An 18,995-nucleotide genomic window follows, 5' to 3' on the forward strand; every position below is an offset into this window, starting at 1 on the left:
TGGTGGAGCGGAGACCAGTCTCACAAGCTTTGACCAGCGTGGAGATGCGCAAGTACGTTCTACGTCGATCATCGCTCATATCCCTCCGACAAAGTGGAGCATCTTCCATGACACCCGCCGAGCTCGCCCTGGTGAACAGCGAAGCTGTTGATCAGGCCACCGCCGCCCTGCCCGCGTGGCTGCAGGACAACCTCGATCTGCTGGTCGGTGTCCCCCTGCGGATCCTTCTGATCGTCGTCGGCGCGCTGATCGTCCGGGCCCTGGCCAGGCGCGCCATCTCCCGCCTCATGGAGCGCGTCCTGCGGTCCGGCGAGGGCCGGAACGGGCAGCCCCGCCCCGCACGGGGACCTGCGGTCCTCCAACGGGACCCGTCGCGGGCCGACGAGCGGCGCCAGCAGCGCGCCAAGACCCTCGGCTCGGTGCTCGGCAGCTTCGCGTCCATCGTCATCGTGGCGACGGCCCTGGCGATGGTGCTCGGCGAGGTCGGCATCGCCCTCGGCCCGCTGCTGGCCAGCGCGGGCGTGGTCGGCCTGGCGATCGGTTTCGGCGCCCAGAGCCTGGTCGCCGACTACCTGTCCGGCCTGCTCATCATGGCCGAGGACCAGTACGGCGTCGGTGACGTCGTCGACCTCGGCGAGGCGGTCGGCGAGGTCGAGAACGTCGGTCTGCGCCTGACGCAGGTGCGCGACATCAACGGTGGCCTGTGGCACATCCGCAACGGTGAGATCCAGCGGGTGCGCAACGACAGCCAGGGCTGGGCCCGCGCCGTCCTCGACGTCTCCGTGGCCTACGAGTCCGACCTGGAGAAGGTCTACGCCGTCCTGGAGCAGACCGGTCGGGACATGCGCGAGGACCCGGAGTTCGGGAAGTTCCTCCTGGAGGACCCGTCGGTCTGGGGCGTGCAGTCCCTGGACGCGGACGGCGTCGTCGTGCGCATGGCCGCCAAGACCGTTCCCCTGGAGCAGTGGGGCGTGACCCGCGAGCTGCGCCGCCGTGTCAAGGCCGACCTCGACTCCTCGGGTATCGAGATCCCGTTCCCCCAGCGCACCGTCTGGATGCGGTCCGGCGACGGCAGCGCCGTCTGACGGATCCGCTTTCGCCCGGTGCGGAGCGCCACCGGACGGTGGTTCGCGAGCGGGGTCGTCCACACGGGTGCCTGGTCACTCGTGAGGGCGGCCCCGTAGTGTGTGCGGGAACGCTGTTCGGGTACAGCACACGAAGTCCCGCTGACCCAGAAGGCGGAGGGCTGTTTTGTGCGAAAAGAGAGCTCTCGCAAAACGGGTCAAAGGGTTTCTATTGCTGCATTTTGGGTTTGCGGGTGGTTCTTCGTCTCTCTCGCCTGTGCGGATTTGAGAGAAAGCCCCGCGAACTCCTGTTCGGCTCGCTAGGTTGGATGGCGACAAGAAAAACCCGACCGGGTGCTGATAACACCCGGCCGGGTTGTGGCCGACGCCTGCACAAACAGGTTTGTCGACTGAGCCACTCCCTCGTATACCCATGAAGGTGACTCGTCATGGAGTCTAGCGCCCCAGCTCCCTCCCGCGCAGCCGAATCTCCGAACCCGACGTTTTCTGCGCCCCGCAAGCGCCCCAGGGGCGCGTTCAAGGGCATCGGGTTCATCCTCGCGATCTGGGTGCAGCAGGTCTACCGCCGGGGCGTGCTGCCCACGCTGCGCTCGCTCTCGGCCCTGCTGGCAATCGCCGATGTGGTCGACGCCGACGGCCGGTGGTGTTACTTCCTCCTGGAGAACCTGGCCGAGCGCTCCGGCGGAACCCTCAGCGTCAGCAGCCTCAAGCGCGCCATCGACGACCTCGTCGAGGCCGGTGTGGTCCGCAAGCTGACCCGTTCGGAGACCATCGAGTTCTTCGCCAGTGACATCGAGCGCGGGCGATCCTCCTATCAACTGCCGTGTGTGCTGGAGCTCCTCGTCCCGGCTGAGGACTATCCCGAGGTGGTGCTCGAAGAAATCAACGCCTGCCGTGCGCAGCTGGGGGAGGAGCCTCTCAATTCCTGTAATCGGCCGTCGTTGAAGCGCCGTAGTACCCCGGTTCAGATTGAACCCGCCCCCAGCTCAGATCGACCCACAGACTGTTTCCCTGGGGACTGTTCTGATGCCGAGGTGGACGGTTCCGTCCGTGGCACCTCAAGTACAGGAGAACGAAATCGACAAAAGCCACGGAGCGGACTCTTCGGGATCATTGATCGAATTCCCAACAAACTTCTGGCCGACCCGGTGGCGGACCGGGAGCGGTTGGCGCTGGCCGTGGACAAGCTCCTGCGCCAGGGGCTGAGCGAAGCCGACGCGCGGGTGCTGCTCTCGGGGTCGGAGCTGCTGCGTCGGCCCTTCCCGGCGCTGATGTGGCGGCTGCGCCACGTGAAGGCCGCATGCGACTACCTGAACGGCTCGCTTGGGCGGGGCGTCCACGGGTCGGCACTGCCCGTGCCGCCGCAGCCAGAACCGGAGGAGGATCCGTTCGCCCGGCCGGAGCAGTTCCCGGTGGATTCCCGGGGCCGGGCCAACCGCACCTGCCCCGAGCACGAGAGCACGCGCAACGTCCCCGGTGGCACCTGCGCGATCTGCGGTCGGCTCTGCCGCTCGGTGCCCGGCGAGCTCATGCACGAGCCCGCTCCGACGCCCGCCCCATCGCCCGAGGACGGCCCCGGGCCCGACCGGCGGCCCGCGGAGCCCTCTCCCGCTCTGGAGGAGGGCCTGGATCCGGAGCTGCTGGCACGGATGAGCACCTCCCTCTCTGGTAGGTCTACTCCCGGTCCCGTCAGGGCCCCGCGCGTCAAGCGGGGACTCGGTCAGGGCTCGGGTATCTCGGCGGGGGCCGGACCACCCTCGATGGTCTGCGTCACGCCCTGAAGGGTTCGCCCCCATCGAAGGGGGGAGTGCCCGCGCCCCGGGAGCGGTCCTGCGAAAACGTCCGAGTCCCGGCGTAGGTTGGGTGGCACGAGCAGGGGAAGGGCGGCCGAGGTGGCTGATACGACGGTCGATGAAGTGATGGCTGCGCTCGAGGACCCGAAGATCCGTGCGGTCAACGAGAAGCACGGTGACGACCACGGCGTCAATCTCACCAAGCTGCGAGCCGTGACCAAGCGGCCCGAGGCCCCGGACCTTCCGGGACTGCTCGAGACCATCGAGGAGCGGATGCGGGACGCTCCGGAGCGCCTGCAGTGGGCGATGAACACCTGCCTGGCGCAGATCGGCATCGAGCACGCCGAGCACCGCGCCTGGGCCGTCGGCATCGGGGAGCGCTTGGAGGTGCTCAAGGACTACCCGACCCCGCCCGGATGCACGTCCCCGTTCGCCCCCGTCTGGATCAACGAGATGGTGAGCCGGCGGCAGGAGTCCGTGGGAGGTGCGTGAACCGCCCCGTCCCGGGGCTGTCACCCAAAGCCCGGCTTTTCGCCGACCAGGCGCGTGAGCGGATCAAGAGCATCCCAACGCCCGCGGACCTCGACACTCCCGCACTGGAGCGCGCTGAGGCCTGCTGACCCCCGTCCACGCGAGTGGGAAACCGAAGAGGCCCGACGTCGGATGCTGGCGGAGTTCCTCGGACGAGGTGGTTTCGCCGAACTGTTCCTCAAACTGAGCATGCGTTGTACAGGCTCAGTCGAACACCTTCCGGGCGACCCCGTAGAGGGTGCCATTCCGGACTCCTCGGCCCAGCGGGTGAAGGTCCAGGGCTGGTTGAATCCGCCCTGAACCCCGTGATCGGAGGGGCGTCGTTCCCAGCCCCGGTCGGTGGTCATCGATAGCCGTCCCGAGCGTGTTCGCGGCCGGAGCAGCGGTGGGCGAGCGGCCCTGCGGGCCACCGTCCGCAGTTCAAAGAAGGCACGGAAACCACTAGACTACCCAGGGTGATTATTCAGATCCCCTCAGTTTTGGTCAAGGTGTGGGCACAGGCGTGTTCCCCCACGGGAAACGGTTCACGGGTGCGAGGGCGCACTCCCGCGGCCACCGCGCAGGACCAGCGATGAGCGGGCACATGAGGACGGATTCCCTGCTGATCGCGGAGCGGGGTGCCGACACTGGTCTGGCGCGCGCCTTCGAGGTCTGTCGCAGGATCCACACGGGTGCGGACCGCCTCTCTCCGCAGATCGTCGATTTGCTGCCCGCCCACAAGCGCCCCTACGTGCACGCACTGGTCGCCTTCGCGCTATGGGCCGATCGGTTGGCCGACGAAGGGGAGGTCTCCGAGCGCGGGTCGGCCCTGGCCCGGTTCCGCACCGACACCCTGGCCGCGCTGGCCGGCGAACCCGGCGCCCCCGTCCGCCTGCTGCCGGTCCAGCGCGCCATGGTCCACACGGTGCGGGCGTGGGACATGTCCGTACCGGTGCTGGAGGAGCTTCTCACCACGCTCGCGCAGGACAGTCGCCGGCCGCCCGACTTTCCCGGCTTCGCCGACCTGCGCGGCTACATGCGTGGTACGAGCGGTACCGTCGGGGAGTTGCTCGGCACCGTGCTGGAGCCGGTCCGGGAGGACGCCCCGGAACTCATGTCGCTGTTGGGCGAAGCCCTCCAGTACATCGACATCCTCCACGACCTGCCCGAAGACCTCGAACAGGGCCGCTGCTACCTGCCCCGCCAGGACCTGGAGCGGTTCGGCCTGGACGCGGACAGCCTGATCGGTGCGCGCGGCACGAACGCCTATCGGGAACTGATCGCACTACAGGTGCAGCGGGCATGCGGACTACTGGACCAGGGGCAGGAGGTGGTCGATGCCGCGCACCCTTCCAGTCGTCCCTTCCTCGCATCCATGGTGGCCGGGCTGCGAACGGGCCTGGACGAGTGCGCGTACCTTCCAGCGGACCGGCCGGGTGCTCCACCGGGAACAGCCGTTCCCGCCCGGTTGTCACAAACCCGAGAGACACCTGTCGGAGTCCTGCCACTCGTGCCCGGGCTGCGGCAACGGCGGTTCCCCGTCCCGCCCCCGGACCCCTGGGGCCCTCCCGCCGCGGTCCCCGAGCACGTGGCCGTGATCATGGACGGTAACCGGCGGTGGGCCCGGGCGCTCGGTCTGGCCGCCGTGGAAGGGCACTCGGCGGGAGAGGAGGCGATGTACCGTCTGGTGGACGCCGCCGGGGAGTTGGGCATCAAGTACGTGACCACCTTCGCCTTCTCCACGGAAAACTGGTCGCGCCCTCCCGAAGAGGTGTCCTCTATGTTCAGGATGATGACGCGGGGCGTTCCGGGGCTGGTCGGGCGCCTGCACGCCCGGGGCGTTCGGATGCGCTGGTGCGGCCGCCGCAGCAGGGTCGAGACGGCACTCCGCGAACGGCTGGAGTGGGCCGAGGAGCTGACGTCGGGCAACAGCGGGGTCACGTTCACGTTCTGCCTGGACTACGGAGGCCGCCAGGAGATGGTGGACGCGCTCAAACGCACGGCGGCCGAGGCGCTCTCGGGGCGGCTGGACCCGACGCGCATGACGGAGTCCGACCTCACCGAGTACCTCTACGATCCCGAACTGCCCGACGTGGACCTCCTGATCAGAACCGCCGGCGAGCAGCGCACCAGCAACTTCCTGCCCTGGCACACCGCCTACGCCGAGATCTTCTTCGAGGACGCTCTCTGGCCCGACTTCGACCGCTCCCACCTGGTACGCGCCGTCAACGCCTACGCGGGACGGCGCAGGAGCTTCGGCGGCACCTTGAGCGAGGAGAGCGTCTGATGCTGCGTGTGGCGGACGTGCACAAGGCCTTCGGGCCGAGGCGTGTCCTGCGCGGGGTGAGCCTGCGGGCCGCGCCCGGGGAGCTGGTGGGGATCGTTGGCGAGAACGGAGCGGGCAAGACCACCCTGCTGCGGATCCTGTCCGGTGAACTCGCGCCCGATTCCGGCCGGGTGCAGGTCGAGGGCCGGATCGGCTACTGCCCCCAGTACCCGGTGACCAACCCGGAACTGACCGTGGACCAGCATCTGCGCTACTTCGCCGTCGCCTACCGGTTGCGCCGCCTGGACTGGGCTCGCGCCCTCATCGACCGACTCGGGTTCGAGCAGTACGGTGCCACCCGGGTCCGGCACCTGAGCGGCGGAACACGGCAGAAGCTGAACCTGGTCCTGTCCCTCATGCACGACCCGGCCGTCCTCTTGCTGGATGAGCCCTACCAGGGCTTCGACTGGGAGACCTACCTGCGGTTCTGGGAGATTTCCGCGGAACTGCAGGCCCAAGGACGCGCCATCGTGGTCATCTCCCATCTGGCCCACGACGTCGACCGTCTGGACACCCTGTACCAGTTGCGTGCGGGCACGTTCGAGCAGAGCGACCTCGGGAGCGGCCGGTGAACGCCTATCTGGTGGCGACCCGGTACTCGCTGCTGGAGCTGGCCCGTAACCGTCTCGCGGTGGTGGTGCTGGTCTGCCTCGTACCCCTGTTGATCTGGTTGATCGACTCGGTGGTGACCGGGGAACCCGTCGAGTTCGTGCACCGGTCCACGGACACGCGGATCCAGGCGCTGGGGCACCAGGTCACGACCCTGGGCTGTGTACTCAATCTGGTGTCATTGCTGGTGGGGTTCGCCATGTTCACCGCGGCGCACCGCTCGGCCGACTTCGACCGGCGCCTGGCCCGGGTGGGTTACCCCCGTACGGCGCTCATCCTGGCCAAGCTCACCATGCTGGTGGTGGCTTCGGCGACGGTCAGCGGTTACACCACCGCCTGGACCTCCCTGCACTGGGCCGCGGAGCAACCACTGGCGCTGTGGGCGGGCCTCTTCCTGGGCGGGGCGGCCTACGGTGCCATCGGGCTCTTCCTGGCCCTGTTCCTACCGGAGGAGCTGGAGGGCACGTTCGTGATCATCGTGGCGACGGTGGTCGACAACGCCCTCCAGAACCCGATCATCAACCCGACCGCGGACGCCGACGCCGTTCTCCTCCTACCCGGGTACGGAGCGATGCAGGTCTGTACGGCAGGGGCGTTCACCGATACCGTCCCGCTCACGTCGGTGCTCCTCAGCCTGGGGTGGACGGCGGTGTTCGGAGTGGTCGCCCTGGGGGCATTCGCCGCACGCACGCGTGACCGCACACCCCAGGGGGTGTGCGGGCCACCCGGCATCTGAGCGGTCCTGTCCGGGGCGGAGCCCGCCCCGGACAGGAAGGTGGGCGGGAGGCCCAAGACTCGCGGCGCAGTTCCGGGTCAGGGCGAGCAGGCGGCGCAGGGCATCCGGCAAGGGCCCGGCCGCGGCACTGTCACTGACAGCAAGCGACGCGGATCCCTGCCCGGGTTCGACCTGATTCGCAGGTTCCCGGTGATCGAGGGCTCATGGACTCGGTTCCGTGACCACACCCACTCGCCGTCGGCGGGAATCCGTGGGAGGTGCGTGAACCGCCCCGTCCCGGAACGCGGGGCGGGGTCCTCGGCCGCCCCCATGGCGACCGGCAGAGAATCTACGACGTAAAGGTGGCTGTATTGGTCGAAAGCCTCACCGCTGGGCTCGACCCCGATCCGCTCCAGCACCGCGTCGAGCCCCCGGTCCTCGATCGCGAGCGCGTAGGCGAAGGGTTCGGACATCGACTGGATGCTGAACCGGTCCTCGGTGTCGCCGTTGGCGTACACGGTTCCGTTGACCGTGCCCAGGGCGACCGCCGCACGGCCGGGGTCGGCGGCGGCGAGGTCCGGTATGCCCTCGGGCAGGGATCCGGAGTCGACATGGCCCGTCTGGGCGATGATGTCGTCGAGATAGTTGAGGATTGGTGCGTGCATCAGCCTCCCCCCGTCGGGTTCGGTACGGCCGCCTGCCTGGGCGGACCACCCCCGAACCTGCCCACCGGGGGCGGCTGCCTTCTGTCCGGGCAGCGGGTCCCAGGCTAACGGCGCACCCCCGTACCGACCTGGGCTGGCATGGCTCGACCGCTGTTTCGGCGGAGCGGGGCGGGGGAGTGGACGGGGCGGCGACACCACCGAAAAACGGGTGTCGCGCGCATCCCTCCTGGTATCCCCGTCCGAACACCCCCGATTCCGCGGCGTCAGCGGTACTCGGGCGCTCCAGGACTCCCCAGAGTAACTAAAATCCTCCCATGGCCACCCTTACCCCCGATTCCCCCGCAAACGAGACGCTCGGGCGACGTTTCCGTGTGCGCGGCGAGCGTCGGATCTCCACCCGCACCACCCTGCTCGAAGCGGACGACACCGAGGCCCGGAGCCCGGTCCGAGTGGAGCTCTTCGACGTCTCGGGCCCGGACGGGGCGGCTCTGACCAGGGCCTTCCGCGAGCGTCTGCGCGCCTTCGAGGAGCTCGAACACCCCGCCCTGACCCCCGTACTGTCCGGCGGGATGCGCGGGGACGCGGCGTACACGGTCACCGAACCCCACCACGGTGCCTGGGTGGGCGACCTGACCGGCGAGCGCTTCCAGGAAAGGGTCTCCCGCCGGGAGGCGCTCGACATCGCCGACGTCCTCCTGGGAGCGCTCCAAGACCTGCACGAGCGGGACCTGGTACACGGGCACATCGGCCCGCACAGCGTCTCACTGGCCGACGACGGCGGTGTCAGCCTCCTGCTCCTGGCCTCCCCGCCGCCCCCCGCGGCGGACGGGGCCGCCTTCGGCCCGCAGGACGACGTCGCCGCCCTCGCCGGGCTGTTGGAGGCCATGGTCGCGGGAGGCCACCGGGACGAGGGAGACCCGCCCGCCGGACACGACTCGGTGGGAAAGGCGATCAGCGCCCTGGTGGCCAGGGGGGCCGACCCCGACCCGCGGCGCCGCCCCGCCGACGCCTTCGAGTACCGCGCCCTGTTGCGCCGCACCGCCCACTCCCTGCCCCCCGCCTCGGGTAAACACGTGGCACGGGAGGAACCCGCCGAGGAGGAACGGTTCCGGGCCGCGCCGCCCCGCCGCCGCGCGGCGCTGTGGGCCGCCCTGGTGCTCGTGGTCGTACTGGCCGGGGGAGTGGCGCTGTGGGCAGTGACGCAACAGGGGTCGGGCCAGAGCACGGGTCCGAGCGGGGCGTTCATGCCCGACCTGGTCGGTCTCTCCCCCGCAGAGGCCGCCGAGGAACTGGCGCGGCTGCCGGTCTCCCCGGAGGTCTCCTACCAGGACGTGCGCAGCGACGACGTCGAGGCCGGGCTGGTCGCCTCCTCCACCCCCGAGAGCGGCAGCGAACTGGCGGAGGGCGCGGACGTACTGTTGTCCGTGGCCTCGGGCCCCCTGACCGTCACCATGCCCGAGGTGGTCGGCTCCCCGGAGGAGGAGGCGCGCCTGGCCCTGGTTGCGGAGGGGTTCACCGACGTCGAGATCGTCCAGGAACCCTCCGAGGGCCTGCCCGCCGGAACCGTCACCGGGAGTGACCCGGAACACGGGGAGAGCGTGCCCTACGACTCCGCGGTGGTACTCACCGTCGTGGAGGGGGTGACCGTACCCGACCTGGTCGGCAGCACCGAGCAGGAGGCCGTCGGCGCCCTGGCCGAGCTGGGTCTGGAGTCCCGGGTCGAGGAGGCCGCCGACTCCGAACGCCCCGAGGGCGAGGTCGAACGGCACACCCCCGGGTCCGGGGCCGTGGTCGAGGACGGGGCGACCGTCGTGCTCGGGGTGTCCCCGGGCCCCGGCGAGGACGAGGAGGACGACGAGGAGCCCGCCCCGGAGGAGGAGTCACGGGCCGAGGACGGGAACGGGGACGGACAGGCCGCCGCCGAGCCGCCGGCACAGACCGATCCCGAGGATGCGCCGTCCGAGGAGGACGAGCCCGCCCCCTGCACGTCCGGCGGATGGTCGGAGGGCGAGGTGTACCCGGAGGGGGCGCGCGTCGTGCACGAGGGCGAGGAGTACGAGGCCGTGTGGTGGAACACCGACAGTTCACCGGCGGAGTCGAACGAGTGGGGCCCGTGGCGCCCGGTCGCCTCCTGCTGACGGCTCCGGCCGGGCCCACCCCGCCGGAGCCGGACCGCTGGCCTGTTCCCGCGCACATCCTCGGCCGGAGGGCCGGACGGGGGCCGCGCTCAGAAGTCCATCGAGGCCTCCGGCGGCATCCCGGAGGGGCGGCTGCGGGACCGAACCCGGGAGAGGTGGACCTGGCGGCCGAGCCGGATGAGCGGCCGGACCAGCAACTCCACACTGCCCGCCAGGAAGCACCACGTCCCCGCGACCGTCCACTCCGGGAAGAAGAACATGATGCTGCCCGCGATGAACCACAGGGCGATCAGGATGTCGTTGAGGACGCTCAACGCCTCGTAGCGCTGACGGACGACCAGTTCCTCGTGGCCGATGCGCACGGTCAGGGGACGATTGGACTCGGGGTCGGACATGCGCGGCCTCCTGCGGCTCCTGCGGTCTCCTCCTGCCTGGCCATCATCCGCCCCCGAGCCTGTCACCGCTGTTCAGGGTGTGTGCCTCGGCGCGTTGCCGGCGGCTCGTGCGGTGTCGCGGCCCGGCGCCCCGTCGGTCACCGGCCACCGGGCCCGGCGAGGTCGAGGGACAGCTGGGCCTCGGTCCCACCGGCGGCGGCCCCCGTTGCCGCGTCGGGTTCGGCGTCGTGCTGCGGCTTTCGGGCCGAACCAGGCCGGTTCAACCCGTACCGCTCCGCGATCTCCCGGACGGCCGTGGTGACGATCCGCTGGTAGGACTCGGGTGCGTAGGAGCCCCGGCCGTACAGCTCCCGGTACAGCGGAAGGAGTCGGGGGTGCTCCCGGTGCAGCCAGGACCGGTACCACTCACGGGCGCCGGGCCGCAGGTGCAGTACCACCGGGGTGAGGCGGGTGGCCCCGGCCTCGGCGACGGCCGCCACGGTCTCCTCGATCTGCTCGACCGAGTCGGTCAGCCCGGGCAGGATCGGGGCCATCAGCACCGAACACTCCAGGCCGCGCTCGGTCAGTCGGCGCACCGCGTCCAGACGGGCCCGGGGGCCGGGCGTGCCCGGCTCCACCGTGCGCCAGACGGACTCGTCCACCGAGCCCACGGAGAAGGCCATGCCGACGTCGGTGACCCGGGCGGCCTGTTCGAGGAGGTCCAGGTCGCGCAGCACCAGCGTCCCCTTGGTCAGGATGGAGAACGGGTTGGCGGCATCGCGCAGCGCCCGGATGATCTGCGGCATCAGCCGGTAGCGGCCCTCGGCCCGCTGGTAGGGGTCGGTGTTGGTGCCCATCGCGATGTGCTCCCCGCGCCAGGAGGGGCGGGCCAGCTCCGCGCGCAGCCGTTCCCCGGCGTTGACCTTGACCAGGATGCGGGTGTCGAAGTCGCGCCCGCTGTCCAGGTCCAGGTACTCGTGGGTGCGCCGGGCGAAGCAGTACACGCAGGCGTGCGAGCAGCCGCGGTACGGGTTGACGGTCCACCGGAACATGGGGTCGGCGCCGGGGACCCGGTTGATGACCGAGCGGGCCCGGACCTCGATGGAGACCGGTTCGCCGTCCTGGCCCGCCCGTACCGGCCCGGGCGGGGGCGTGCCCAGTCCAGCCCGGCCCGAGCCGCGGGCCACGGCGGCCGCGGGTGCTTCGAACAGGGCGGTCTGGCCGGTGGCGGTGTCGTCCCGCAGGTTCTCCCAGCGCATGCCCTGATTCGAACACGTTTTCGATTGGCTGTCCAGTCCCGTTGCGGGACGGGGCCTGAGCTGCCCAGCACGTCCTAGTAGTCACGCCAGGCGGGTGCCGCGTCCGCGGCGTAGTCCCTGAAGTCCTTCGGCTCGCGGCCCGTCACCCGCAGCACGTCCCCGCCGGGTTCGGCGTCCCCCATGTCCCGCAGTGCCTCGAAGCCCGCCACGGCTCCCCTCGCCTCCTCCTCGGACAAACCCTCGGCGACCTGCGCCCGGACGAAGTCCTCGGGCTCACCGATGTACCGCACCGGGTACCCGGCGGCTTCGGTGATCGTCTCGGCGGCCTCAGTGAAGGACAGCGCACGCGGCCCCGTCACCTCGTACGTCCGTCCCGCGTGCCCGTCTCCGGTCAGCGCCCGGGCCGCCACCGCGGCGATGTCGCCCGCGTCCACGAAGGCCTGCCGTATCCCGCCCACCGGGAGCGTGATCAGCCCCGAGCGCACCGAGCCGTGAAGGAACCCCTCGTCGAAGTTCTGGTCGAACCAGTCGCAGCGCAGCACGGTCCAGTCCGTGCCGCTGGCACGCACCGTACGCTCGGCCGCCAACAGCCGCTGGTCGTCCATCTCCTCGATCGCCCGGCTCGACAGCAGCACCAGGCGCCGAACGCCCCGCTCCACCGCGAGACGGACGAACTCCGGATCAACGGGCACTCCGTCCGGTGCCATCAGATACACCGCCCCCGCACCGTCGAGAGCACCCTCCCAGGTGGAGGGGGCGGACCAGTCGAAGGGCACCCGGCTGCTTCGTGAAGCCGCCCGTACGGGGTGCCCCTGCGCGCTCAGGAGTTCCACCAAACGGCGGCCGACGGTTCCGGTGGCGCCCAGGACGAGAATCGGTCGTTCACTCATGTCTCCACCAGAACACCGGGCGGCGCCGTCTGTGAAGACTCCGTCGGCGTGTGGGTGTGTGGCGCCAACTCATCCCCTCTCACCTGGCCCGACTCCCTCCGGGCAGCGTCTGACTGCCGCGAACGGTAGGGATGTCACCGCTCACCGGGAACAGAACCCCCTACCGGTCCGGTGAAGGTCCCGCGAAACGGGTGAACCCTGCCAGGCGGGGATGGACGGTGACTGGAAGGTCGCGGCCCAAGGCCTCCAACGCGCTCCTGGCCCGGGCGTCGGGCTGCCCGTAGACATCGAGTCGCTCAACGGAGCAGTGGTCCGTCACGTCGTTGATGACGGACCCCGACATCCGCCAGTGCGCGCGGATCGAGGCGGAGTCCGCGTAGAGCTGGAAGCTGTGGGCCAGCATGTTCGCCTCGTCGGTGAAGAACTCCACCATGATCTGGGGCGCCTGCTTCTCGGTGAAGTCCACGGCACGTCGTGCGGCCAGACGGCAACCCTTCCAGCGGCCCTCCGTCACGCGCATGGTGTTGTGCAACAGGATCGGTGCTTCGGGTGCGGTCGGCACGGGCCAATGCTGCCGCCCCGCGGCGCCCCGCGGTCAACCCCGATCCGCTGGGCGGATCAGAAACCGCTGCCCCCCCCGGCAGGGAGCCCGGATCACGGGCACCCCCTGCGGCCGTCCACCGGCCTGCTCGAACGTGTTGCGGCGGGGTGCACGGGGCCAGAACACCGGGCGCCCACGACCGACAGCAGCCGTAGCGCCTCCTCTGCCGATGATCCAGGGATCACACGGCGGCCCTGTGGTCGCGACGCGGTCGCAGGAGGAGACGAACCGGTCTTCCGCGGGAGTCGGTCTACTTGACCAGGTGGAACTCCGGGCGGCTGAGCCAGGACCGCAGGAACTCCGCATCGCCGACGTGCCGGAACCACCGCCCGCCACCCCCGGTGTCGTACGAAACCTCTGCCACATTTCCCGGTAGGGAAGCAACCAATGCTCTCGACCGGCCCAGGAACGCGTCACCGTCGACGCCATCACGCGGAGTGGGATGGCCGAGAACACCATCGAAGTCGATCAGCGCGTCGAGGCGTTCGGCGAGCATGAGCGCAAGGTGACCGAGCGGTAGGTCGTGCACTGAGCCCGAGCGGCCCGCACCGAGCACCAGCCCCTGTACCGGTGGCCGAGAGAACGCCGAGTAGTCCTCGTCCCGTGCCGGGATCTCCTCGGCCTCCGCCAGGAAGAACACACCAGTGCTGCCGGGATCGAGTCCAGGCAGTCCCACGGCCGATCCGTCCCGCACACGGAAGTCCAGTTCATCGCCGGTCCTGTTCTCGACCTGCTCGCAGAAGCTCCCCAGCCACGGGGTCACCTGGGCGAGCACGTCCTCGAACCCACGACGCTCGAAGAGCCACAACCCCACCGCCGGTCCCACGCCCACCACGCCACCCCAGACCTGCACGCTCCATCGCCTCGTGGGATCGTAACCTGCTCAGGACGGGCACCGGACGGCACTCTGGAGAACCTGGTTGCTGGCCTGCTCGCCCGTAGGGCGGAGATCCGGTGACAGGCGATCGGAGATCACCGGTCCGTCCCTTCGCCCTCGGGTGGACGGTACGAGGAGGAAGAGGCCCGGACCCGCTTCGCCGCACCGGGGGAGGGGTGATCGCGGCAGGGCCGGCCCCGGCGACCGAGGAGCAGATCGGAGCAAGCCCGGGGGGGCAGCGGTGCCGTAACGCACTCCTCCGAGAGGTGAGGGCACAGCATGCGCCCAGCCGGTCCTGGAGCCAGGACAGGGGCTGCGCTGCTGAGCGCCGGTGAAGAATCTACGTCGTAAAGGTGGGTTGGTTTTTCACGCCCCAGAAGGAGCTCGCCATCCAGAATGGGCGTCAGTCGAAAAGAGCCTGGTATCGGATGGCGTCATCCGCACGCAGAGTCTGCTTGACATGACGTCACTTGTGGCGCCATGATGACATCATGGATTTGATGCCGTATGTCGAAGAGCTCCGCCGCCAACTCCTGGTAGCCGCCGAGGCCGGGGGAGAGGACACCCGGGTCACCGCCGAACGCCTGGCCGCAGCACTGGAGCCCTCCGCCCGGTTGGCCCTGATGGACGCCCTGTCCGCAGCCGCGGACGAGATCACCAGGGACCTCGCCCCGGGGTCGGTCGAGGTCCGCCTCCGTGGTGGGCGGACCGACTTCATCGTGACGCCGCCTCCGACCGACGAACCGTTCGGCGACGAGGAGGACGAACCCCTCGCATCACCGGGACGTCATGGTGACGTCAGTCTGCTTCGGGGTGACGGCGAGGAGGGTGGAACCTCACGGATCACCCTGCGCCTCCCGGACCGCCTCAAGCCGCTCGTGGAGGAGGCCGCCAAGACAGAAGGGCTCTCGGTCAACGCCTGGCTGGTGCGGGCCGTCGCCACCTCCCTCGAACCCGGGGGCGGCCGGGGCACCCGACGAGCCGGCCGCCAGATGGGCCGCGGCTACACCGGCTGGGCCCGCTGAGCGGACCGGACCGCATGACCCACACCGACACGTCTCCCACCGGGGGAGACGCCCACCCCACCCATCTCAGGGAGACAGCCGTGCCAACTTTCGCCACCCCCGAACCGATCACCGCCAGCATCACCATGGTCGCCGGGACCCTCCAGATCTTCGCCGGAGAGCGCACCGAGACCACCGTCGAGATCCGACCGCGCGTCGAGGACAAGGACGGTGACGTGCGCGCCGCGGAACTGGTCGAGGTCGACTACGCCGACGGCCGCCTCGAGGTCCGCGACCCCCAGCCCTCGGGCCTGGGCCGGATGATCGGGCGCAAGGGCATGGTCGACATCACCGTCGAACTGCCCGCGGGCTCGCGCGTCCACGCCTCGGGCGGGTTCGGCAACCTCCGTTGCGAGGGCAGCCTGGGAACGTCCGAGCTCTCCCTGACCAACGGCAACGTCACGGTGGACCACATCGCGGGCAACACCGAGCTCACCACGGGCCACGGCTCCATCCGGGTGGCGGAGATCGAAGGTTCCGCCGTGGTCAGGTCCACCAGCGGCACCATCACCCTCGGCGAGGTGACCGGGGAGCTGCGGGCGAACTCCGCGCACAGCGACGTGATCGTCGACCGCGCCCTGGGCTCGGTCACCGCGCGGACCACCCACGGCAGTGTCCGGCTCGGCCAGGTGGTGGAGGGCAGCGTCAACGTGGAGACCTCCTACGGCGAACTGGAGATCGGTGTCCGCACGGGCACCGCGGCCTGGTTGGACGCGGTCTCCACGAAGGGCGTCGTGCGCAGCTCCCTGGATGCGGCCGACGGCCCCGCCCCCACCGAACAGACCGTCGAGGTCCGGGCCCGCAGCGTCTGGGGCGACATCCTGCTCCACCGGTCCTGACGGCAGAGCACACAGACGAGGCAGAGACGACCCAGCACACCTCCGGTCAGCCGTGACCGTTTCCGGCGGCGCGCCACCGAGCTGCTGGAACGCTTCGACCTGGTGGAGGCCGACCAGCTCGCCGATCGGATCGCGCTCCTGGACCACGGCACCGGGTCCGGGGCAGCGCCCGGGCCGGGGGTCCTCCTCCCGGCCCGGGCACCCGTGTCGGGCGCGGGCGTTGTGCTCAGAGTTCCCGTGCGCCCAGGGCCCTGAGCAGGTAGGGCAGCAGGCGTTCGGCGATGTCGGTGCCGGGGGTGGCGGCGTCGCCGCCCTCCTGCGGCGGGACCAGGAAGGTGTGGCTGACCATCGGCCCGATGACCATCTCCGCGACCACCAGGGGGTCGGCCACCGGGGGGATCTCCCCGCGTTCCACCGCCCGTTCCAGCAGGGCGAAGACCCGTTCCTGCAGGGGGATCACGAAGGCGCCGAAGAGCACGTCGGCCAGGGCCCGGTTGTGCGCGGCCTCGCCGAGCACGGCGCGCAGGAGGCGGCCGGAGGGGCCCTCCAACGCGGTGGCCTTGTCGCGTAGCAGTGCGCCCAGGTCCGAGCCCAGGTCGCCGTTGTCGTGGTCGGGGCCCAGGTTCTCGGCCCAGGCCTGGGCGGCGCCGACCACCAGGTCCTCCTTCGAACGCCAGCGGCGGTACAGGGTGGCCGTGGACACCCCGGCCCGGCGGGCGACGGCGGCGGTGGTCAGGCCGCTGTAGCCGTGCAGCTGGAGTTCGGTGAGGGTGGCGTCCATCAGCGCGCGGTCCCGGTTGGCGTCCCGTGGCCGGCCCCGGTGGGCGGTCACGGCGGACGTCTCCGGCAGATGGTCCGTCGTCATGGGGAGATCTTATGCCAGGCCCCTATTGGAAACGAAACGTTTTCGTTTAGTCTTGTGGCATGTCCAACACCGAGACCCCCCAGCCTCTGACGCTGACCACCGACATCCCTCCGGTCGTCGCCAGGTTGCGCGCCGCCTTCGACAGCGGCCGCACCAAACCGATCTCCTGGCGCCGCGCCCAGCTGCGGGCCCTGCGCCGCATGCTCACCGAGGAGCGACCCGCCCTGGAGAAGGCCCTCAAGGACGACCTGGGCAAGCCCCCGGTGGAGGCGCACACCACCGAGATCGGTTTCGTGGTCAACGAGATCGACCACACGCTCAGACACCTGGCCTCCTGGCTGCGGCCCCAGCGCGTGTCCGTGCCGATGGCCCTGGCCCCGGCCAGGGCGCGCCGCGTGCGCGAGCCCCTGGGCACCGTGCTGATCGTCAGCCCGTGGAACTACCCCGTCAACCTGGCCCTGTCCCCGCTGGTCGGTGCGATCGCCGCGGGAAACAGCGCCGTGGTCAAGCCCAGCGAGCTCTCCCCGGCCACCTCCGGGGTGCTGGCCGACCTGATCCCGCGCTACCTGGACAGCGAGGCGGTCGCCGTGGTCGAGGGGGGCGTCGCGGAGAGCACCGCACTGCTGGAGGAGCGCTTCGACCACATCTTCTACACCGGGAACTCGGCGGTGGCCCGCATCGTCATGGCGGCCGCGGTCAAGCACCTGACCCCCCTGACCCTGGAACTGGGCGGCAAGAGCCCGGCCATCGTCGAACCCGGCGTCGATCTGGCCACCACGGCCCGCCGTCTGGCCTGGGGCAAGTACACCAACGCGGGCCAGACCTGTGTGGCCCCCGACTACGTGCTCGCCATCGGTGACACCGCCGAGGAGCTCCAGCGGGAACTGGGCGCCGCCATCACCGAGATGTTCGGGTCCGACCCGGCCCAGAGCCCCGACTACGGGCGCATCATCAACGAGCGCCACTTCGAGCGGCTCAGCGCGCTGCTGGAGAGCGGTGAGGTGGTCGCGGGCGGCCGCACCGACCGGGAGGACCTCTACATCGCGCCCACGGTGCTCGGCGACGTCGAGCCGGATACCCCGGTGATGGCGGAGGAGATCTTCGGACCGATCCTGCCGGTCGTGCGGGTCCCCGACCTGGACGCGGCGATCCGGTTCGTCAACGAGCGCGACAAGCCCCTGGCGCTGTACGCGTTCACCGGCTCGGAGGCCACCAAGCGCCGTCTGACCACCGAGACCTCCTCGGGCGGTCTGGGGTTCGGCCTGCCGATCGCCCACCTGGCCGTGCCCGACCTGCCCTTCGGCGGGGTGGGGGAGAGCGGCATGGGTGCCTACCACTCCTCGGCGTCCGTCGACACGTTCTCGCACACCAAGTCGGTGCTCGACAAGTCCCTGCTGATGGACACGATGCGGGTGGCCTACGCACCGATCACCCAGGTCAAGGAGAAGCTCCTGCGCAGGATGCTCTAGTGCCGCGAGGGCTCGTCGCGGTACCGGGGCGGGCCGACCGCGCGGGCCAGCCCGTCCGGGCCGCTCCCGCCTACTCGGGTCGGGCGTTGGAGTAGGCGGTGCCCGCTTCGAGTCCGTGATCGAACAGGTAGCTGACGGTCACGAAGTGGTAGTCGTTCGCGCTCATCTGCTCCAGGACGTCGGGGATGGCGTCGACGCTGGTCTTGTGGATGTCGTGGAACAGGACCACGCTGCCCGCGCGGGTCTCCTCCCCGGTGATGTCGAGGATCCTGTCGCCGTCGCGGTGCTCCCAGTCCAGGGTGTCCACGTCCCACAGCATCATGGGGTGGTCGATGGCCCCGCGCGCGGTGTCGTCCAGCGACCCGTACGGCGGGCGCATGGTCGCGGGGACCCTGCCGGTGATCTCGTTGATGGCCTCGTCGGTCCGGTCGAGGTCGTCCCGGATCTGCTCGGCGGAGAGCGTGGCCAGGTCGTCGTGCTTCCAGGTGTGGTTGCCGACCTCGTGGCCCTGCTCGGCCATGCGCTCGACCTCGTCCTCGTAGCTGCCCACCCTGGAGCCCAGGAGGTAGAAGGTCGCCCTGGCGTTGTGCTCCTCGAGGGTGTCCAGGAGTTCGTCGGTGTACTGCCCTGGGCCGTCGTCGAAGGTCAGCGCCACGCACTTGACCTCTGTGCAGTCCGGGGACTTGTCAGCGGGGGAGGCGGCCGCGGGTACCGCCGTACCCAGGAGGAGTCCCGAGGTGAGCAGCAGCCCTCCGGCCGTCCCGACGGAAGCTTTGTGCATCAGAGAGGTAACGTTCACGCGTCGAAATGTATGTGACGTGAACCGATGAGGCAAAGATAAAGCCAGCTCAGAGTCTTGAAGTGAGAAAGGACTCTTTGGTTTCACACGGGAACGAAACCCGGTTCGCCCTGTGGC

The 18,995-nt window shown here is 70.1% G+C and carries 18 protein-coding genes; 10 read left to right on the forward strand and 8 right to left on the reverse strand.

Annotated features, from left to right (window positions below; genetic code table 11):
- Positions 1-107 precede the first annotated feature (107 nt).
- From AC0VYD_RS13000 to AC0VYD_RS13025, 6 genes are all read left to right on the forward strand, one after another.
- Positions 108-1,085 carry a mechanosensitive ion channel family protein gene (locus tag AC0VYD_RS13000; RefSeq protein ID WP_475480128.1) on the forward strand — a complete coding sequence of 326 codons (978 nt, stop codon included), beginning with the start codon at positions 108-110 and terminating at the stop codon, positions 1,083-1,085.
- Between the two features lie 428 nt (positions 1,086-1,513).
- A complete protein-coding gene (locus AC0VYD_RS13005; protein ID WP_475480129.1) occupies positions 1,514-2,866 on the forward strand; it encodes a hypothetical protein in 1,353 nt (450 codons plus the stop codon).
- 138 nt (positions 2,867-3,004) lie between these two features.
- A complete protein-coding gene (locus tag AC0VYD_RS13010; RefSeq protein ID WP_475480130.1) occupies positions 3,005-3,370 on the forward strand; it encodes a hypothetical protein in 366 nt (121 codons plus the stop codon).
- Between the two features lie 622 nt (positions 3,371-3,992).
- The gene (uppS, locus tag AC0VYD_RS13015; RefSeq protein WP_475480131.1) at positions 3,993-5,675 is read left to right on the forward strand and encodes a polyprenyl diphosphate synthase; all 1,683 of its coding nucleotides are present in this window, start codon (positions 3,993-3,995) and stop codon (positions 5,673-5,675) included.
- The gene (locus AC0VYD_RS13020; RefSeq protein ID WP_475480132.1) at positions 5,675-6,286 is read left to right on the forward strand and encodes an ABC transporter ATP-binding protein; all 612 of its coding nucleotides are present in this window, start codon (positions 5,675-5,677) and stop codon (positions 6,284-6,286) included. The genes uppS and AC0VYD_RS13020 overlap by 1 nt, the downstream gene beginning before the upstream one ends.
- Positions 6,283-7,059, forward strand: a complete 777-nt coding sequence (locus tag AC0VYD_RS13025) for a hypothetical protein (RefSeq protein WP_191270086.1) — start codon at positions 6,283-6,285, stop codon at positions 7,057-7,059. Before AC0VYD_RS13020 ends, AC0VYD_RS13025 begins: the two co-directional genes overlap by 4 nt.
- A gap of 77 nt (positions 7,060-7,136) precedes the next feature.
- Here AC0VYD_RS13025 and AC0VYD_RS13030 read toward each other — a convergent pair whose 3' ends face one another.
- Positions 7,137-7,703, reverse strand: a complete 567-nt coding sequence (locus AC0VYD_RS13030; protein ID WP_475480133.1) for a glutaminase — start codon at positions 7,701-7,703, stop codon at positions 7,137-7,139.
- A 314-nt stretch (positions 7,704-8,017) separates the two neighbouring features.
- On the opposite strand from AC0VYD_RS13030, the gene AC0VYD_RS13035 reads away from it, so the two are divergent.
- Positions 8,018-9,841 (forward strand): PASTA domain-containing protein, encoded by a 1,824-nt coding sequence (locus AC0VYD_RS13035; RefSeq protein WP_475480134.1) that lies wholly within the window; start codon positions 8,018-8,020, stop codon positions 9,839-9,841.
- A gap of 89 nt (positions 9,842-9,930) precedes the next feature.
- On the opposite strand, the gene AC0VYD_RS13040 is transcribed toward AC0VYD_RS13035, so the two are convergent.
- The 5 genes from AC0VYD_RS13040 to AC0VYD_RS13060 all read right to left on the reverse strand — a co-directional run bounded on the left by AC0VYD_RS13040 (position 9,931) and on the right by AC0VYD_RS13060 (position 13,818).
- Positions 9,931-10,236, reverse strand: coding sequence for a YrhK family protein (locus AC0VYD_RS13040; RefSeq protein WP_475480135.1), 306 nt, complete (start codon positions 10,234-10,236; stop codon positions 9,931-9,933).
- A 137-nt stretch (positions 10,237-10,373) separates the two neighbouring features.
- Complete coding sequence (locus tag AC0VYD_RS13045; RefSeq protein WP_475480136.1) at positions 10,374-11,474, reverse strand: Rv2578c family radical SAM protein; 1,101 nt, start codon at positions 11,472-11,474, stop codon at positions 10,374-10,376.
- A 74-nt stretch (positions 11,475-11,548) separates the two neighbouring features.
- A complete protein-coding gene (locus AC0VYD_RS13050) occupies positions 11,549-12,364 on the reverse strand; it encodes an NAD(P)H-binding protein (RefSeq protein WP_475480137.1) in 816 nt (271 codons plus the stop codon).
- 160 nt (positions 12,365-12,524) lie between these two features.
- Positions 12,525-12,926 carry a hypothetical protein gene (locus tag AC0VYD_RS13055; RefSeq protein WP_475480138.1) on the reverse strand — a complete coding sequence of 134 codons (402 nt, stop codon included), beginning with the start codon at positions 12,924-12,926 and terminating at the stop codon, positions 12,525-12,527.
- A 289-nt stretch (positions 12,927-13,215) separates the two neighbouring features.
- Positions 13,216-13,818, reverse strand: coding sequence for a DUF6368 family protein (locus AC0VYD_RS13060; RefSeq protein WP_475475809.1), 603 nt, complete (start codon positions 13,816-13,818; stop codon positions 13,216-13,218).
- A 524-nt stretch (positions 13,819-14,342) separates the two neighbouring features.
- On the opposite strand from AC0VYD_RS13060, the gene AC0VYD_RS13065 reads away from it, so the two are divergent.
- The gene (locus tag AC0VYD_RS13065) at positions 14,343-14,867 is read left to right on the forward strand and encodes a histidine kinase (protein WP_475475810.1); all 525 of its coding nucleotides are present in this window, start codon (positions 14,343-14,345) and stop codon (positions 14,865-14,867) included.
- 80 nt (positions 14,868-14,947) lie between these two features.
- Entirely contained in the window at positions 14,948-15,745 is a 798-nt protein-coding gene (locus tag AC0VYD_RS13070) for a DUF4097 family beta strand repeat-containing protein (protein WP_475475811.1), read from the forward strand.
- A 226-nt stretch (positions 15,746-15,971) separates the two neighbouring features.
- On the opposite strand, the gene AC0VYD_RS13075 is transcribed toward AC0VYD_RS13070, so the two are convergent.
- Entirely contained in the window at positions 15,972-16,610 is a 639-nt protein-coding gene (locus AC0VYD_RS13075; protein WP_475475812.1) for a TetR/AcrR family transcriptional regulator, read from the reverse strand.
- A gap of 59 nt (positions 16,611-16,669) precedes the next feature.
- Between AC0VYD_RS13075 and AC0VYD_RS13080 the strand changes: the two genes are divergently transcribed.
- Positions 16,670-18,079, forward strand: a complete 1,410-nt coding sequence (locus tag AC0VYD_RS13080; protein ID WP_475475813.1) for an aldehyde dehydrogenase family protein — start codon at positions 16,670-16,672, stop codon at positions 18,077-18,079.
- 70 nt (positions 18,080-18,149) lie between these two features.
- On the opposite strand, the gene AC0VYD_RS13085 is transcribed toward AC0VYD_RS13080, so the two are convergent.
- Complete coding sequence (locus AC0VYD_RS13085; RefSeq protein WP_475475814.1) at positions 18,150-18,860, reverse strand: polysaccharide deacetylase family protein; 711 nt, start codon at positions 18,858-18,860, stop codon at positions 18,150-18,152.
- Positions 18,861-18,995: the final 135 nt, after the last annotated feature.

The sequence above is a fragment of the Nocardiopsis sp. iso_40 genome, assembly GCF_056173285.1.

What these genes read in the sequence shown, in the direction of transcription:
- AC0VYD_RS13000 (WP_475480128.1), top strand. Translation starts at nt 108, where the DNA reads ATGACACCCGCCGAGCTCGCCCTGGTGAACAGCGAAGCTGTTGATCAG.
- AC0VYD_RS13005 (WP_475480129.1), top strand. Translation starts at nt 1,514, where the DNA reads ATGGAGTCTAGCGCCCCAGCTCCCTCCCGCGCAGCCGAATCTCCGAAC.
- AC0VYD_RS13010 (WP_475480130.1), top strand. Translation starts at nt 3,005, where the DNA reads ATGGCTGCGCTCGAGGACCCGAAGATCCGTGCGGTCAACGAGAAGCAC.
- uppS (WP_475480131.1), top strand. Translation starts at nt 3,993, where the DNA reads ATGAGGACGGATTCCCTGCTGATCGCGGAGCGGGGTGCCGACACTGGT.
- AC0VYD_RS13020 (WP_475480132.1), top strand. Translation starts at nt 5,675, where the DNA reads ATGCTGCGTGTGGCGGACGTGCACAAGGCCTTCGGGCCGAGGCGTGTC.
- AC0VYD_RS13030 (WP_475480133.1), bottom strand. Translation starts at nt 7,703, where the DNA reads ATGCACGCACCAATCCTCAACTATCTCGACGACATCATCGCCCAGACG.
- AC0VYD_RS13035 (WP_475480134.1), top strand. Translation starts at nt 8,018, where the DNA reads ATGGCCACCCTTACCCCCGATTCCCCCGCAAACGAGACGCTCGGGCGA.
- AC0VYD_RS13040 (WP_475480135.1), bottom strand. Translation starts at nt 10,236, where the DNA reads ATGTCCGACCCCGAGTCCAATCGTCCCCTGACCGTGCGCATCGGCCAC.
- AC0VYD_RS13045 (WP_475480136.1), bottom strand. Translation starts at nt 11,474, where the DNA reads ATGCGCTGGGAGAACCTGCGGGACGACACCGCCACCGGCCAGACCGCC.
- AC0VYD_RS13050 (WP_475480137.1), bottom strand. Translation starts at nt 12,364, where the DNA reads ATGAGTGAACGACCGATTCTCGTCCTGGGCGCCACCGGAACCGTCGGC.
- AC0VYD_RS13065 (WP_475475810.1), top strand. Translation starts at nt 14,343, where the DNA reads ATGCCGTATGTCGAAGAGCTCCGCCGCCAACTCCTGGTAGCCGCCGAG.
- AC0VYD_RS13075 (WP_475475812.1), bottom strand. Translation starts at nt 16,610, where the DNA reads ATGACGACGGACCATCTGCCGGAGACGTCCGCCGTGACCGCCCACCGG.
- AC0VYD_RS13080 (WP_475475813.1), top strand. Translation starts at nt 16,670, where the DNA reads ATGTCCAACACCGAGACCCCCCAGCCTCTGACGCTGACCACCGACATC.
- AC0VYD_RS13085 (WP_475475814.1), bottom strand. Translation starts at nt 18,860, where the DNA reads ATGCACAAAGCTTCCGTCGGGACGGCCGGAGGGCTGCTGCTCACCTCG.